Here is a 15571-nt window from a genome sequence, read left to right as displayed (position 1 = left end):
TAAAATGTGGCTCTCCAACCTGGGCTCGAACCAGGGACACACGGATTAACAGTCCGTTGCTCTACCAACTGAGCTATTGGAGAATAGGCTGTAAGTGTTTAATCGCTTACAACGAGCCTTAGAAGTCTCTAACGAGTTCTTGCTAAGTGGGGCGTATTCTAGCAAAGTTAAAAAATACGTCAAGCCTTTTTTTGCATAATTAGTAAAAATTGTCATTTTAATGATGAGATAGCGTGTCTTTCTTAGTTACGCTCAAGACTCGTGCAAAAAAAGACGCCCTATATACTCTATAGGGCGTCTTTTCTATGAACAAGGGTAAGACTCGTTGCTATTTACGTTTTATTCAGCAACGTCTAAGTCAGCCACTGCTTTTTCGATACGTGATAGTGCATCTTTCAATGTTGCCTCATCAGTAGCGTACGAGATACGCATATAGCCGCCAAGACCGAACGCATCACCCGGTACGACTGCCACGCCAACTTTGTCCAATAACCATGCTGAGAATTCAGTACATGACGACAGGCCCGCCGCTTTGATGAGCGGTACGATATTTGGGTATACATAAAATGCGCCATCAGGACGCAAGCAAGTAATGCCTTTAATGGCATTTAAACCATCTACAACTAGGTCACAGCGTTTCTCAAAGGCGGCTACCATCGGCTCTAGTACGCTCTGATCACCACTGATAGCAACTTCGGCAGCCACTTGGCTGATTGATGTCGGGCATGAAGTAGACTGTGACTGTACCTTTTTCATCGCGCCAATTAGCTTAGCAGGGCCACCCGCATAGCCGATACGCCAGCCCGTCATCGCATACGCTTTAGACACACCGTTCAAGATAATGGCACGATCTCTTAGCTCAGGTGCCGCGTTTAAGATATTGTAGAACTTATCGCCTGTCCAGCGGATATGCTCGTACATATCGTCTGAAGCTACATAGACTTGTGGATGCTTTTTCAATACTTCAGCGATAGCCTTTAGCTCATCTAATGTATAAATCATACCCGTTGGGTTAGATGGGCTATTTAATACTAACAATTTAGTCTTGTCAGTGATGGCTTCTTCCAACTGCTCAGGAGTAATTTTGAAATCTTGTTCAGCTGGGCATTTGACGATGACTGGCACACCTTCTGCGATGATAACCATGTCAGGATAGCTGACCCAATATGGTGCTGGGATGATGACTTCGTCACCAGGATTGATAAATGCTTGAGCCAGGTTAAAGAATGACTGCTTACCACCGACCGATACTAGGATTTCGTTTGGCTCATAGCTGATGTCGTTGTCACGCTTGAATTTTTCGATAATGGCTGTTTTTAGCTCTGGCGTACCATCGACAGCTGTATATTTAGTAAAGCCATTATTGATTGCGTCGATTGCTGCTTTTTTGATGTGTTCAGGGGTATCAAAATCAGGTTCACCAGCGCCCAAACCGATAATATCTTTACCAGCTGATTTTAGCTCTTTGGCTTTATTGGTAATCGCTAGCGTAGGTGATGGTTGGATGTTGTTGACGCGGTCAGACAGTTGCAACTCGCTCATGAGAGATCCTTTTTTATATGAGGGTGGGGTTGATGAAAATCTGATATTAATTATATAACGTTTTCATTGCTATCAGGACAAGATGTCAGATAGTTTGAGAAAAGATAGCGTCATCTTACCGTAACACGGCGGTCATTCGATTATAGATGATAGTAATGATGCTTCGGCAAACGACGCGATTGCTAATTTTTGCATTGTAGCATGCTGATATTGACCTGTCTTACGACGCTAGTAACAGAATATTGTGTCGTTGCTTGTGATAGCAGCATCCTTGTGAAGGTAGTAAATAACACACTGAGATTAAGCTTGAGCCCAGACGATTGCGAAGACACAACAATAAACCTGTAGCCAACCACTATAATTATTTAGATTTGTTAAATAAAATGGCTTATAGCTTAATAAAATGCGCCCAATGATATTTGCGAAGAATAACGATAATTAATAGCTAGTTGCTATCAAAGGTCTAAGGTTTTATTAGGTAATCAGTTTAAGAGCATTAATTCCATATTATGAAAATACTTAAAAAGATAAGAATACTCAAAAAGGATATTTACGATGACAGATTCTACTGAAAAATTACATATTCTCATTACTGGGGCGACGTCGGGCATTGGTAAGCAGTTGGCAAAAGACTATCTGCTAGCAAATCATCATGTATATGCAGTTGGCCGTGACGACGAAGCGTTGGCTGAACTTCAGGCGTTAGGCGCAGAAACGATTGATTTAGACCTAATGGATCGAGAAAAGGTCGTCGAAGCTTTTGAAAAAATCGACAATATCGATCTAGCAATTTGCGGCGCTGGTATGTGCGAGTACTTAGATATGCCGAACTTTGATAGCAGTGTGTTTATGAAAGTCATGTCGGTAAACATGGGTACGTTGTCGCATACGATCGAAGGAGTGCTGCCAAAGCTAATCGCTTCAAAAGGTCGCTTGGTCGGTATCGGTTCAGCGTCTGCTTATGTGCCTTTTGCGCGCGCTGAAGCCTATGGTAGCTCAAAAGCTGCTATCCATTATCTAATGAAAACCCTACAGATTAGTCTTGCACCGCATGATGTGTCAGTTAGCTTAGTCGTACCTGGTTTTGTCGAAACCCCAATGACCAAACAGAATGACTTTCCGATGCCGTTTATCCAGACGCCAGCGCAGGCCAGTAAAGCTATACGTGACGGTATCGAGAGTGGGCATGACGTGATTGAATTTCCAAAAAAACTAACCATGCCTTTGAAAGCATTAGGTACGTTGCCTGATTTAGTCTGGCAGCAAGTTAGTGAAAAACTTAATAAAAAATAATCTACTATCAGTAGAACTCTCAACCATTATATCGACAGAAAAATATAGAAGGGAATGCTTTTATGCCGTTTACTCATTTCAAACGTGCCAGTAACCAAAAGATTGCTACTAATGCTGCAACAGATTCTGACCATCAGACTACCCCAAAACTTATTGCTATCATTGGCTCAGGTGTATCAGGACTGACATGTGCCCATTATCTAGGTACGCAACATGATGTGACGGTATTTGAAGCCAATGATTATATCGGCGGGCATGTAAATACGATTGACGTGGCACTACAAGATGGTAAAAAAGCGAAGAGTAGCAATGTAGAGAGTAGTGCGATAGATACAGGGTTTATTGTCTTTAATGAGCGCACATACCCGAACTTCTTTCGTTTGCTTCATGAGTTGCAGGTGCCGTTTCAGGCAACGGACATGAGCTTTTCTGTCAAAAATACTGCACGTCATTTTGAATACAATGGTCATACGCTCAACACTTTATTGTCACAACGTAAAAATGTACTTAATCCAAAGTTCTGGCAATTTATCAAAGATATTTTGCAGTTTAATAAGCATATCAAACAGCTACGCCAAGATTATGATAGTGCGCGCTCTCAAGGACAAGACGTTAGTAGCTTTGCAGAGCAAACACTTGGCGGTTACTTAGCACAAAAGAAATACGGTCAGCTATTTACCGATAACTATCTACTACCAATGGTCTCGGCTATTTGGTCAACCAGCCTAGATGAAGTACAAGATTTTCCACTGGTGTTTTTTGCACAGTTCTTTGACAACCACGGTTTGCTGGATGTGGTCAATCGTCCGCAGTGGTTTACGATAAAAGGCGGCTCAAAGCAATACGTCAATAAATTGATTCCACGTTTTATCAAAGCGGGTGGCAAGATACGAGTCAATAGCCCAGTACAGTCTGTGGTTCGTGATGGTGAGCAAGTGACTTTGACGGTGAAGAATGTTTTAACAATGCAGGATAAAGGTAACGCTGACAACCGTAGCGAAAACCTTGTGTTCGATGAGGTTATATTTGCTTGTCATGCAGATACTGCGCTAAAGATTCTAAAGGATGCGAGCACCGATGAATCTGAAGTATTAAGTCACTTTCGCTTTACCAAGAACACAGCGGTACTACACACCGATACCAGTGTTTTACCTAAGAAACCACTGGCATGGGCAAGCTGGAATTACTTAATAGATGAAACAGTTTCAGGCAGTGTTAAGGATGAGCAAGCGTCTGGAAACGCACAGGTACCTGCAAAGCCAGTGCTGACTTATCACATGAATATCCTGCAACGCTTGACCAAAAAACACAATTATTTGGTCACATTAAATCCAGCTGTAGACAACAAAAGCGTCGATGATAAGCAGATAATTAAAAGCATCGATTACAGTCATCCAGTGTTCGATCTTGCGATGATTGATGCACAGACTAAATGGTCGAGTATCTCGGGTAATGGTTTGCACACGCATTTCTGCGGGGCTTATTGGTTTAATGGCTTTCATGAAGATGGCGTACGCAGTGGATTACGCGTCTGTCAGGCGCTTGGTCTTGATATTGATATAAAAGACGAGGTTGACCCAGCTCATTTACCTGACGCTGATAGCGCGCATACGCCGTTCCGTTATAAAGACTTACCTATAAAAGCGGATACCAAATTACGTAGACTGAACAAGCGCGAAGTAACCATAGCGACGACCAATCAGGAGCTGGTCGAGTATGCTAATCGTTTGCAGAATGCAGCTACTGATACGAGCCAATATAAGAAGCGTGGCTTATTTGGTCGCCGTAGAACCAAATAGTATGACGATTAATGCCGTTATGTATTCTAAGTGTTTTGAAAGATTCGCCATACGAAAAGCATACCGTTACACAAGAGACTATTTATGACCACGTTCGCTCAAGATACCAATGCTATGCCAAGTCATGAGTCTTCTTATGATCCCACTGCATTGCCGCATCAGCTGTTTGAGGGTACGACATGGCACAGTCGTCTGCTACCTAGCGTGAATAAATTCGTTTACCCTTATCGCTATTGGGGCGTCAATATTAGTGCGCTTGCGAAAGGGAAGGAACTGCCTGAAATTAACACGGCGTCATTTGATGAAAGTAAGGTTCTAGGGAAGTTACCATTACCTAAAGTATTATCGAAAAAGCTACTAGCAAAAGGTCTGCCTCTATTTTCAGCAAAGAAAAAAGCGCTACAACAATTCTGTCCTGATGACTATCTACAGCATACTGACCTACAGAGTGCTAATAGCCTAAGTAACGATGAAAAACATGATAGTAATGTACAGTCTGTTCAAGCACTAGAAAAACGCCTAAGCCGCGCATTTGAAAAACATGCAGGAAGCGCGCCTGAAGGCGATATATTGGGATTGCTTGTCTGCCGTAATGCGGGCATGTACTTTAGCCCAGTCAATTTTTACTTGGGGTTTGATGCGCAGCAGACGCCCACTCATCTATTGGCTGAAGTGTCTAACACGCCATGGGACAAGCGCCATTACTACGGGTTTCTGTTAGAGGGAGAGGATACTGAATTCTGTCATGATAAGGATTTTCACGTATCACCTTTTAACCCTATTGATCAGCTGTATCGCTGGCAGGTAACGGTAAAACGTACTAAAACTGATGAGCAGCCTAACACTGGATTACAAGCACGTATTGCTATCAATATCAGCGATGAGCGCGGTGAAGTGCTAAAAACTGGTATAAAGATATCAGGCGTACCAATGACAGAAGATACCGTTCGTCATAGCTTGCGAAAAAACCCTCTGATGAATATGACGTCATTAACCCGTATTTATTGGCATGCGTTTAAGCTCTATGCGATTAAAAAGGTGCCGTATATCAACTACGATGAAAAATTGGCCGACAGTCAACAGAAAAGTAGACAGTAGAAAAGCAGCTAGCAGTATCGAGCGAAAAAAATGTCTTATAGTTCTAGCAATTTTTAAATATCAACAAACCAAAAATATCGTCAATGTAATACTAAAAAATAAAGCATTTAAATAAGGATAAATACACGATGCCAGCACGACCGACCGATCGAGCACCAGTCACAAAACTAGAAAAACTAACTGCTCGTGTGAGCAAAGTAGTTAATGAAAGTGCTGTACTACAGCCAGTCAGCAATAGTGTGAATAACTTAGCTAGAAAGCTTATCTTTCGTGCGTTACAGCACGTTCAGTTTGGTAGCCTCACGCTGATTGAAACATTTGACGAGCAGGAACCTAAGACAAGTAGCTTTGGCAAAGTAGCTACTAATGACACTAGTAGCTCGGCGGTTGGTCGCCATTCGCTACATGTGACATTGCAGATTCATGATTCTGCTGTTTATCGTCAGCTGCTTTTAGGAGGCTCTATCGCGCTAGCAGACAGTTATATCGATGGTGAGTGGGATACGGATGATCTGACAGGTTTGATTCGTTTGGCGGCTCGTAACTTAGCCGTACTCAATAAACTAGAGAATCGTTTTGCAGGTATTAGTAAAGCATTTGAAAAAGCGAAGCACCAGCTACGTAGCAATGATAAATCTGGATCCAAATCCAATATCCTAGCGCATTATGACTTGGGCAATGACATGTATGAGCGGTTTTTGGACGATACCATGATGTACTCATCGGCAGTCTATCCTACGCCTGATGTGACGCTCAGTGATGCTCAGCAATACAAACTGTCGCTCATATGCCAACGTTTACAGCTCAGCGCTGATGATAATGTGATTGAAATCGGTACAGGGTGGGGCGGCTTTGCTATCTTTGCGGCTAAGCACTACGGCTGTCATGTGACCACCACGACTATCTCTGATGCCCAGTATGATGAAGCGAAGCGACGAGTCGAGGCGGCAGGGCTGTCTGACAAAATCACGCTACTCAAGCAAGATTACCGCGAGCTGACAGGTCAATATGACAAATTAGTCAGTATTGAGATGATTGAAGCGGTGGGGCATGAGTATTTACCGACTTTCTTTGCCAAGTGTAATAGCTTGCTCAAGCCGACAGGTCTTATGGTATTACAGGCCATCACTTTTAATGATCAAAATTATCAAGACTATATCGATTCAGTCGATTTTATCCAAACGCACATTTTCCCAGGTGGTTGTCTGCTTTCCAACCAAGAACTGACGACACAATTTACTGAACAAACCGATATGGTCGTCAAACAATTGCATGATTATGGCTTCGATTATGCGTACACGCTGCGTGACTGGCGTGCTGCGTTTATGGCGCAGCGTGCAGAGATTCAAGCGCTTGGCTATGACGATGCCTTTATCCGCCTATGGGAGTTTTACTTTTGCTATTGCGAGGGTGGCTTTTTGGAGCGCACGATCGGTGTGGTACAAGTTACTGCGGTGAAGCCTAACAACATCGATACGCTACATTTTTCTGATTTGCCATCTGCCGTCTTAAATCATAAAACGGTTTTGAACGATGAGACAGCCTTTAGTAAAGAAGATAGAACAGACACCGCGTCAGTATAAGTCTGATGACATAGATAGGGTTTTTTCATAACATTCATAGAGTCTCATACTGCATGAACAGTTTGAGACCCATATGTTGAGAAGTTGTACATTTAAAAGTTCTAAATCGAAAGGTTCTACGATGCTTGCAGGGCACGCTTATCACGCAGACCTGAATAGCGTGTTACCGCTAATGCCATTAAAGAGATAACAGCGCCGATCCAAGCTGTGTCTTGTAATGACATATTTTCAACCACGCTACCACCGATGATTGAGCCCAGTGCAATACCGATATTAAATGCAGCAATGTTCAATCCAGAAGCGACATCGACGGCATTTGGCGTATATTTTTCAGCTTGCTTAACCACATAGATTTGTAGACCTGGTACATTACCAAAGGCGAACGCACCCCATACCAAAATAGTTAGCACTGCGGCAATCTTGGATTGCATAGTAAAGGTGAACAGTAAAAGAATGACACTTAGGGCGCTAAATATAATGCTAAGCGCACTAATAGGGCCGCGTCTATCTGCAAGTTTTCCGCCCCAGATATTACCAATAGCAACGGATACGCCATATACGAGCATGATAAGGCCGATGGCTGATGGCGCAAATTTGGTCTGCTGCTCTAAGATAGGTGCTAGGTAGGTAAATGCCGTAAACGTACCACCATAGCCGAGGATAGTCATGAGATAAACCAGTAATAACTGTGGTTTTACAATGACTTGTAATTGCTCTTTGAACGTCGCAGGGATAGATTTTTTTAGGTTTTTTGGTACTAATATTGCGCTACCAATTAAAGCGATTAAACCCAGTACTGAGACGACTAGAAACGTAGCGCGCCAGCCAAAATGCTGTCCAATCCATGTGCCAAGGGGTACACCAGTGACGAGCGCAACAGTGAGTCCGGTAAACATAATGGCAATTGCGCTGGCTTCTTTTTCTTTACTAACAAGGCTGGTAGCAATCATAGAACCAATAGAGAAAAACACGCCATGCGCCAGACCGGTCAAGATACGGGCAAGTATTAAGGTTTCATAACTGGGTGCTTGCCAAGCCAATAAGTTGCCAAGCACAAACAGACCCATTAAGCTCATCAGTACTATTTTTCGATTCCAGCGGCCAGTGAGTGCGGTAAGTATAGGGGCACCGATAGCGACACCGACAGCATATAGGCTAACGAGTAACCCTGCTGAAGGTAAGCTCACACCCAGATCGGCGGCAATAGTTGGTACCAATCCAACGATGACAAATTCGGTTGTCCCAATTGCAAATGCGCTCAGAGTAAGCGCCCATAAAGCGAGTGGCATAACGACATCCTAATAATTAAATGATGCGCGTAGTTTGACGGATTTATAGTTTGCAAAAAACAGCATAAATGACAAAATACCTTTGTCAATTTTGTAAAGGTAATCATGATGATGGGACATGCTAAAACAGAAGACATAGAGATATTTTTGACGGTAGTAGACACGGGTAGTTTTACTGGCGCTGCTAATTTACTGAATCAGCAAGTAGCTAAGGTATCTCGTGCTGTGTCCAGACTCGAAGACACGCTGCAATGTACGCTGCTAAATAGAACGACACGGCGCTTGGAGCTGACGGAGGAAGGGCATGTCTTTATTAGATATGCGCGTGAGAGTTTAAATACGTTATATACCGGTGAAGAGGCGATTAAGCTGTTAAAACAAGCACCAAGTGGGCATCTACGAATTGATGCTGCGAGTCCGTTTGTATTGCATCAGCTGACGCCTTTGGTTGGTGAGTTTGTGCAGCAGTATCCGCATATTACGCTTGATTTGACATCGCATGACAACATCATCGACTTGCTTGAGCACAAGACGGATCTGGCTATCAGAATTGGCGATTTAAAAGACTCAAACCTGCATGCGCGTCTATTGGGTAAAAGTCAGCTGCGGCTAGTAGTCAGTCCTGAATATTTATATCAGCATAATGAAGTAGCTCATATTGATGATTTGAATATTGATGACTTGAGCACTCATAAGTTAATTGGCTTTAACGATGCGTCAAAACTAAATAGCTGGCCACTAAAAACACCAATGAAACTGAACTTTCATATGACTGGCAGTAGCGGCGAGACCTTGCGTCAGCTGTGTTTAAATCATCAAGGTATCGCTTTACTGTCACACTTTATGATTGGTGAAGACTTGAATTCTGGACGATTGGTTGAGGTGTTGCCTGAAGCGATAGTCAGACCAAACAATCGCGAAGCCATACAGGCGGTCTATTATAAAAACAGTGCCGTATCATCGCGTATTTTAGCATTTTTAGATTTTATTCAGCCACGACTGACATTATAAGTTTTATCCGTTTTTATTCATTTTATAAGGGGTATTATCATGGGTTATGTTTTTATTTATCTCGCTGCTGTGGTCATCTTTTTGGGCGTGGATGCTGTTTGGCTGACGACCATGAAAGGCGCCTTTTATGAGTCGCGTATCGGGCATCTATTGGCCGATGAGCCAAACATGATAGCCGCTGGCGTGTTTTATATGTTTTATATATTGGCGCTTTGTATTTTGGTACTGTATCCGCAAATCAAAGCTGGCGCATCCGTTGGTCATATCTTCTTACTCGGCGGGTTGATTGGCTTGATGGCTTATGGCACATACGACTTTACCAATTTGGCACTGTATAAGGGTTTTACGCTAGATACAGCGCTCGTTGACTTTGTATGGGGTGGTATTTTGACCGGTTCGGTTAGTGCCATAGTAGCGTGGCTTGCGTACCGTTTCCATTGGTTGAGCTAGCGCTTACATCTTGGCCTATATAACGCTGTTTAAATAGCCCTAATTTACACAATTTAGACTGTCTAATGACAGAGGATCGTTTGTGCTATACGGTGCCCTGCTGTATAAATGGTAGACATAATAAATAAGTGTCAAACCATTAAGGAATATTATGCCGCAATACAATACCAGCTCCACTGCCAAAAAAGCCCCATTAAACCATGAATTATACATGTCAGTACTTATGACTCCTGATATGGCGAATTTCATTGGTAACGTGCATGGTGGAGATTTGCTCAAGATGCTTGATCAGGTCGCTTATGCTTGTGCCAGTCGCTATAGTGGTAACTATGTGGTGACACTGTCTGTCGATCAGGTGATGTTCCGTGAGCCGATATATGTGGGCGAGTTGGTTACTTTTGCAGCCAGCGTCAATTATGTTGGCAACACCTCAATGGAAGTAGGTATTCGCGTCGAAGCAGAAGATGTGCGGGGTCGTACCGTTCGTCATACCAACAGTTGTTACTTTACGATGGTGGCTATCGATGACAATGGTAAACCAACATCCGCACCGCCACTCGATATCAAAAACAAGATGCAGCAATGTCGAGCGGATGCGGCTAAAGAACGAAAGAAACTGCGTATGGAAAGTTCACATCGTCCAAGTTGTGATTTCGAAGAGATTAATAAACAGTTTAACGAACACGAAGAAAATGAAAAGGTAGCAAAGTAGCCTAAGTTATTCAAAGCTATCTGAAATCATCAAGAGTTATCCAGTTTTATTGAATTAATAATTCATACAACGACTCACTAAAAAGACACTGATATTGTAGAGCGCTTATCTTAAGCTGATATATATTTCAAGCCATTTATCTACGGCGACAAATTCTACTATCAATACCTTATTTTAGTGAGTCTAGCATGAGTCTAAAGCCATCTATTGCTAATCCCCAGCGCCATTTACCAGCCTCTCCTAAGGCGCAAAAACCTCGCGCGCGTGGGGCAGGTAATTCTAAAATTCCAAGTGACCCTGAACTAAAACATACTCTCAATCAAAGCCCTGAAACCAATGATGAGCATTCAGGCTCACTGATCACTGTGTTGATTGCGGTCGGGGCTAATCTGGTTATTGCAATTGCAAAAACAGTTGCCGCCTTTATGACAGGCTCAGCCTCTATGATTGCAGAAGCAGCTCACTCATGGGCGGATGCTGGCAATGGTACTTTGCTCATCGTCGCAGAAAAAAAATCCATCAAACCTGCTGATAAAAGCCATCCGCTAGGCTATGGCAAAGAGTCTTACGTTTGGTCGATGATTGCTGCTTTTGGTGTATTTACGGCAGGCTCGATTGTCTCTATCTATACCGGTATTAAGGAATGGAACGCTACTGAATCTGAGGCTAACTATACGATTGGCTTTATCGTATTGGCAGTGGCGTTTGTGCTCGAGGGGATCTCATTGATTCAGGCATACAGACAAAGTAAAAAGCATGGTGAAGCGCTCGATACCAGTGCACTTGGCTATGTCGTAGATACGTCCAACCCAACGTTGCGCGGCGTATTCTTTGAAGATTTAGCAGCAGTCATCGGTTTGGTGATTGCCGCTGCTGCTATGGGTATGCACGCTTATACGGGCGAACCATATTGGGATGCGTTAGGGTCTATTATTGTCGGTCTACTATTGGGCGTCGTCGCGATATTCTTGATTAGTCGTAACCGAGATTTCTTAGTCGGGCATAGAGTCACTGACCGGATGCACGAATACGTTTTGAGCGAGCTGCTGAATCATCCAGATATCGATAGTGTGTCTTACCTGCACTTAGAGTGGGTCGGCCCAAAAAAGATATTTATGGTGGCGGCAGTAGATATCGCAGGCAATCAAAAAGAAGAGCATATCGCTCAGAAATTTGAAGAGATTGAAAATCTATTCAGAGGTAACCCAGTCTTTCAAGAGGCTATCTTGACACTGTCAGAACCTAACGCTGAGCTGCTAAGTTTAGAGAATATCTAATTTAGAAGTTTAATAGTTTAATTATGCGGTAGAGAAATCCTATTGAATGCTTTTAAGTACACTTTCTAAATTCAAAAACCCAGACACAAAAAAGCCGTCAATTATGACGGCTTTTTTTATAACTCTAGTGCTTAGTGACTAGTCAAATTGAATGCTATTATTTCTTTGGTGCGTTTGCGCCGATGAACCATGCATCTTTATCGATGATACGGCTAGCTTCTGTAAATAAGTCAGCGGTGTCTTCATCACCTGCGTCGCCAGCAGTAGCAATCGCTTCACGCAATGTCTCTGCGACTTTCTTGTAGCGGCTAGTTAACTCGCGAACATGCTGATCTACTTCAGTGATATCGGTTGGGTAGTCATCTAGGATAGACTCTTTGACTACGCGACTTGCCAAACCGTTTGGTTGACCGCCCAAAATCACAATACGCTCTGCGATAGTATCTGATACTTCAAGGATGCGATCTGATGTTTCATCTAATAACTGATGCACACCGATGAAGCCGGTGCCTTGTAGATTCCAATGGCACTGTTTGCCATCTAAGGTCAAATCAATAACGTTTGCTAGGTTAGCGTTTAGCAAATCAATCATTTTTTTCGCAGTTTCGTCTGAAATACCACTTGCGTAACGTTCTCTCATATTTTACTCCGTCATTTATTTAAAATTATTATATTGAATGAAAGTTCAATGTATTTTTATTGGTCTTCTATTCGATGACAATCAAGTTAAAACTAATGAATTGCTGTACAGCTATCAATTCATTAATACTGATCACTAATACTTAGAAGTCATCAACTTGTTAATTCAAGAACGATAATAGCAGCTTAACTCAGTGTTGGAACCCTTGAGTGTTAGGCTTTGTTAGGTGGTCGTGTAACGAGTTTGTTAACCATGAAAAGCTTTGTAAATTTATCGAATACTGTGTGCGTTTTTTATAACGATGTAAGTTTTATCCGCTACTATTAAGCCTTAACTTTTAATAAATAGTAGATCTATACACTCATGTTTTTGGGCAGCGAGACAGTGTTTTAACTATAGGATGAGGCTCCTTATTCTCCTTTAAAAACCGCTGCTCAGACCCCATATTGTTATAAACCTTAAGAAGAAGAAAGCCATTATGCGAATGCCTGAACCGCGCTCATCGCGTCAGTTAAATCAATTGGCCACTCAGCTCCAAGGCGAAGCTGAAATTAGTGGTGTTAATGCGTCAGGGACGCAAATATCAAGTCGTGCCTTTGAGATGGTTACTGACTTTGAGCCAGCAGGCGATCAGCCACAAGCTATCAAAAAGTTAGTCAACGGTATCAATTCGGACATGGACGAGCAGTTGCTATTGGGTGTGACTGGCTCTGGTAAGACCTATACCATGGCGAAGGTCATCGCTGAAACTCAGCGTCCGACCATTATCATGGCGCACAATAAAACGCTAGCGGCTCAGCTATATGGTGAGTTCAAATCGTTCTTCCCTAATAATGCGGTCGAATATTTTGTCAGCTATTATGATTATTATCAGCCAGAAGCGTATGTCGCAGCGAGTGATACCTTTATCGAAAAAGACAGCGCCATTAACGATCATATTGATCAGATGCGCCTGTCAGCCACGCGTGCCTTGTTAGAACGTCGTGATGCGATTATTGTCGCTTCGGTATCCTGTATCTATGGTTTGGGTGATCCAGAAAGCTATCTAAAAATGCTACTGCATGTCGTTGTGGGCGATAACATTGACCGTACGGCAACTATCAAGCGTTTGGTTGAGATGCAGTACACACGTAACGAGCTAGATTTTGGTCGTGGTACCTATCGTTTGCGTGGAGAGCTGTTAGATATCTATCCTGCTGAGTCTGAGCAGCTAGCTGTACGTGTGCATTTATTCGATAATGAGGTTGAGAAAATCACGTGGTTTGATCCTTTGACGGGTAAGACGGTACGCAGCGTGCCACGTATTACCATTTATCCAAAATCTCATTATGTGACGCCGCGTAATAAGCTAGAAGCTGCCAGTCATACGATTCGTGCTGAGTTAGAGCCGCGTTTAGAGTACTTCCGTGACAACAACAAGCTGATTGAAGCACAGCGTCTCAAAGAGCGTACCCAGTATGACTTGGAGATGATTCAGCAGCTTGGTTACTGTAACGGTATCGAAAACTACTCACAGCATCTCTCTGGGCGTCCATCAGGGGAAGCGCCGCCGACGTTGTTTGATTATATTCCAGAAGATGCCTTGTTATTCCTTGATGAATCACATGTGACGGTTTCACAGATTGGTGCGATGTATAAAGGCGATAGATCACGTAAAGAAAACTTGGTCAATTATGGTTTTAGATTACCCAGTGCGATGAATAACCGCCCGATGAAGTTTGAAGAGTGGGAGCGCATTAAGCCCAAAACCATTTATGTGAGTGCCACGCCAGCGCTATATGAGCTTGAACACAGCGAGCAAGTCGTTGAGCAGGTCGTTCGTCCTACAGGACTAATTGATCCTGAGATTGAAATACGTCCTGTATTGACGCAAGTTGATGATGTGCTATCAGAGATTACCAAACGCCGTGAAAAGGACGAGCGTGTACTGATTACTACGTTGACCAAGCGCATGTCGGAAGATCTGACCAGTTACCTTAAAGAGTACGATGTAAAGGTCGCCTATCTACATTCGGACATCGATACTGTCGAGCGTATGCAGATTATCCATGAGCTCCGTACTGGCGTGCATGATGTGCTGGTCGGTATCAACTTGTTACGTGAAGGCTTGGATATGCCTGAGGTATCACTGGTAGCGATATTTGATGCTGATAAAGAAGGTTTCTTGCGTTCTGAGCGTTCGCTGATTCAGACCATTGGTCGTGCAGCGCGTCACTTAAACGGTAAAGCCATTCTCTATGCCGATCGTATTACGCCAAGTATGCAAAAGGCGATAGACGAGACGGATCGTCGCCGTGATAAGCAGATTGCCTTTAACCTTGAGCATAACATCACGCCAAAAGGCGCTCGCCGTAGTATCACGGACAAGATTGATACGGGTGAAAGCTTGGATGCCAATGATAATCAAGCTATCCCAGTTAAGAGTAACTTGCCAGATGTCGATATCAATATCTTGCGTAGTCCTGATCTGCTTGCCAAAGAAATAAAACGATTAGAGAAGCAAATGCAGCAAATGTCGCGTGATTTGAAGTTTGAAGAAGCAGCAAAAACGCGTGATAAAGTGCTGGAGTTAAAAGCACATTTAATCTGATAACTGAGGTTAAATATTGAGGCTAAAAAGAGGCTAAAAAGAGGCTAAACAATAGCGAAGGTGAGGTGCTTTTTGAGTACCTCACTTTTTTGTGGTTTATTCAATATGGGAATGTGCAGAATACTTGTAATACTGCGCATTGCCACTTACCATATCCGCATAAACCTCACCATCCATATAACATTTCAAAAGTTTAAGTCACAAGCTAATAAGCCAAGTACGTGTAATGTTCTTGGTAGGCTAGGCTTACTGTTTTTATAGCTCACATTATCAACACAGACTAAATT

The 15571-nt window shown here is 42.9% G+C and carries 12 protein-coding genes and 1 tRNA gene; 9 read left to right on the top strand and 4 right to left on the bottom strand.

Annotation, left to right across the window (positions count from 1 at the left end; all coding sequences use genetic code 11):
- Positions 1 to 7 precede the first annotated feature (7 nt).
- Positions 8 to 83, bottom strand: a tRNA-Asn gene (locus tag ACQKCP_RS05685).
- 256 nt (positions 84 to 339) lie between these two features.
- The gene (locus ACQKCP_RS05680) at positions 340 to 1542 is read right to left on the bottom strand and encodes a pyridoxal phosphate-dependent aminotransferase (protein ID WP_427611601.1); all 1203 of its coding nucleotides are present in this window, start codon (positions 1540 to 1542) and stop codon (positions 340 to 342) included.
- Between the two features lie 555 nt (positions 1543 to 2097).
- Here ACQKCP_RS05680 and ACQKCP_RS05675 point away from each other — a divergent pair.
- From ACQKCP_RS05675 to ACQKCP_RS05660, 4 genes are all read left to right on the top strand, one after another.
- Positions 2098 to 2835: an SDR family NAD(P)-dependent oxidoreductase gene (locus ACQKCP_RS05675; protein WP_427611600.1), complete on the top strand. Its 738-nt coding sequence runs from the start codon at positions 2098 to 2100 to the stop codon at positions 2833 to 2835.
- A 62-nt stretch (positions 2836 to 2897) separates the two neighbouring features.
- The gene (locus ACQKCP_RS05670) at positions 2898 to 4634 is read left to right on the top strand and encodes an NAD(P)/FAD-dependent oxidoreductase (protein WP_427611599.1); all 1737 of its coding nucleotides are present in this window, start codon (positions 2898 to 2900) and stop codon (positions 4632 to 4634) included.
- 84 nt (positions 4635 to 4718) lie between these two features.
- Positions 4719 to 5732 carry a DUF1365 domain-containing protein gene (locus tag ACQKCP_RS05665; protein WP_427611598.1) on the top strand — a complete coding sequence of 338 codons (1014 nt, stop codon included), beginning with the start codon at positions 4719 to 4721 and terminating at the stop codon, positions 5730 to 5732.
- 128 nt (positions 5733 to 5860) lie between these two features.
- Positions 5861 to 7315 carry a class I SAM-dependent methyltransferase gene (locus ACQKCP_RS05660; protein ID WP_427611597.1) on the top strand — a complete coding sequence of 485 codons (1455 nt, stop codon included), beginning with the start codon at positions 5861 to 5863 and terminating at the stop codon, positions 7313 to 7315.
- A gap of 116 nt (positions 7316 to 7431) precedes the next feature.
- Here the strand turns inward: ACQKCP_RS05660 and ACQKCP_RS05655 are convergent, their stop codons facing one another.
- Positions 7432 to 8604, bottom strand: a complete 1173-nt coding sequence (locus ACQKCP_RS05655; protein WP_427611596.1) for an MFS transporter — start codon at positions 8602 to 8604, stop codon at positions 7432 to 7434.
- A gap of 108 nt (positions 8605 to 8712) precedes the next feature.
- Here ACQKCP_RS05655 and ACQKCP_RS05650 point away from each other — a divergent pair, with 108 nt between their 5' ends.
- From ACQKCP_RS05650 to ACQKCP_RS05635, 4 genes are all read left to right on the top strand, one after another.
- Positions 8713 to 9615 carry a LysR family transcriptional regulator gene (locus ACQKCP_RS05650; protein WP_427611595.1) on the top strand — a complete coding sequence of 301 codons (903 nt, stop codon included), beginning with the start codon at positions 8713 to 8715 and terminating at the stop codon, positions 9613 to 9615.
- Between the two features lie 39 nt (positions 9616 to 9654).
- Positions 9655 to 10065 (top strand): DUF2177 family protein, encoded by a 411-nt coding sequence (locus ACQKCP_RS05645; protein WP_404692671.1) that lies wholly within the window; start codon positions 9655 to 9657, stop codon positions 10063 to 10065.
- Between the two features lie 151 nt (positions 10066 to 10216).
- Positions 10217 to 10777, top strand: coding sequence for an acyl-CoA thioesterase (locus ACQKCP_RS05640; RefSeq protein ID WP_102092905.1), 561 nt, complete (start codon positions 10217 to 10219; stop codon positions 10775 to 10777).
- Positions 10778 to 10965: 188 nt separating this feature from the next.
- Positions 10966 to 12054, top strand: a complete 1089-nt coding sequence (locus tag ACQKCP_RS05635) for a cation diffusion facilitator family transporter (protein ID WP_427611594.1) — start codon at positions 10966 to 10968, stop codon at positions 12052 to 12054.
- 157 nt (positions 12055 to 12211) lie between these two features.
- On the opposite strand, the gene dps is transcribed toward ACQKCP_RS05635, so the two are convergent.
- Positions 12212 to 12694, bottom strand: coding sequence for a DNA starvation/stationary phase protection protein Dps (dps, locus tag ACQKCP_RS05630; protein ID WP_114700342.1), 483 nt, complete (start codon positions 12692 to 12694; stop codon positions 12212 to 12214).
- Between the two features lie 478 nt (positions 12695 to 13172).
- On the opposite strand from dps, the gene uvrB reads away from it, so the two are divergent.
- Entirely contained in the window at positions 13173 to 15284 is a 2112-nt protein-coding gene (gene uvrB / locus ACQKCP_RS05625) for an excinuclease ABC subunit UvrB (protein ID WP_101206411.1), read from the top strand.
- Positions 15285 to 15571 lie beyond the last annotated feature (287 nt).

Source organism: Psychrobacter sp. NPDC078631 (assembly GCF_050268165.1).
Taxonomy (GTDB): domain Bacteria; phylum Pseudomonadota; class Gammaproteobacteria; order Pseudomonadales; family Moraxellaceae; genus Psychrobacter.
The sequence above is the reverse complement of the archived record's forward strand: the minus strand, read 5'-3'. Positions and strand labels throughout refer to the sequence as shown.

Coding starts and splice junctions, on each gene's coding strand:
- ACQKCP_RS05680 (WP_427611601.1), bottom strand. CDS start 1,542: ATGAGCGAGTTGCAACTGTCTGACCGCGTCAACAACATCCAACCATCA.
- ACQKCP_RS05675 (WP_427611600.1), top strand. CDS start 2,098: ATGACAGATTCTACTGAAAAATTACATATTCTCATTACTGGGGCGACG.
- ACQKCP_RS05670 (WP_427611599.1), top strand. CDS start 2,898: ATGCCGTTTACTCATTTCAAACGTGCCAGTAACCAAAAGATTGCTACT.
- ACQKCP_RS05665 (WP_427611598.1), top strand. CDS start 4,719: ATGACCACGTTCGCTCAAGATACCAATGCTATGCCAAGTCATGAGTCT.
- ACQKCP_RS05660 (WP_427611597.1), top strand. CDS start 5,861: ATGCCAGCACGACCGACCGATCGAGCACCAGTCACAAAACTAGAAAAA.
- ACQKCP_RS05655 (WP_427611596.1), bottom strand. CDS start 8,604: ATGCCACTCGCTTTATGGGCGCTTACTCTGAGCGCATTTGCAATTGGG.
- ACQKCP_RS05650 (WP_427611595.1), top strand. CDS start 8,713: ATGATGGGACATGCTAAAACAGAAGACATAGAGATATTTTTGACGGTA.
- ACQKCP_RS05645 (WP_404692671.1), top strand. CDS start 9,655: ATGGGTTATGTTTTTATTTATCTCGCTGCTGTGGTCATCTTTTTGGGC.
- ACQKCP_RS05640 (WP_102092905.1), top strand. CDS start 10,217: ATGCCGCAATACAATACCAGCTCCACTGCCAAAAAAGCCCCATTAAAC.
- ACQKCP_RS05635 (WP_427611594.1), top strand. CDS start 10,966: ATGAGTCTAAAGCCATCTATTGCTAATCCCCAGCGCCATTTACCAGCC.
- dps (WP_114700342.1), bottom strand. CDS start 12,694: ATGAGAGAACGTTACGCAAGTGGTATTTCAGACGAAACTGCGAAAAAA.
- uvrB (WP_101206411.1), top strand. CDS start 13,173: ATGCGAATGCCTGAACCGCGCTCATCGCGTCAGTTAAATCAATTGGCC.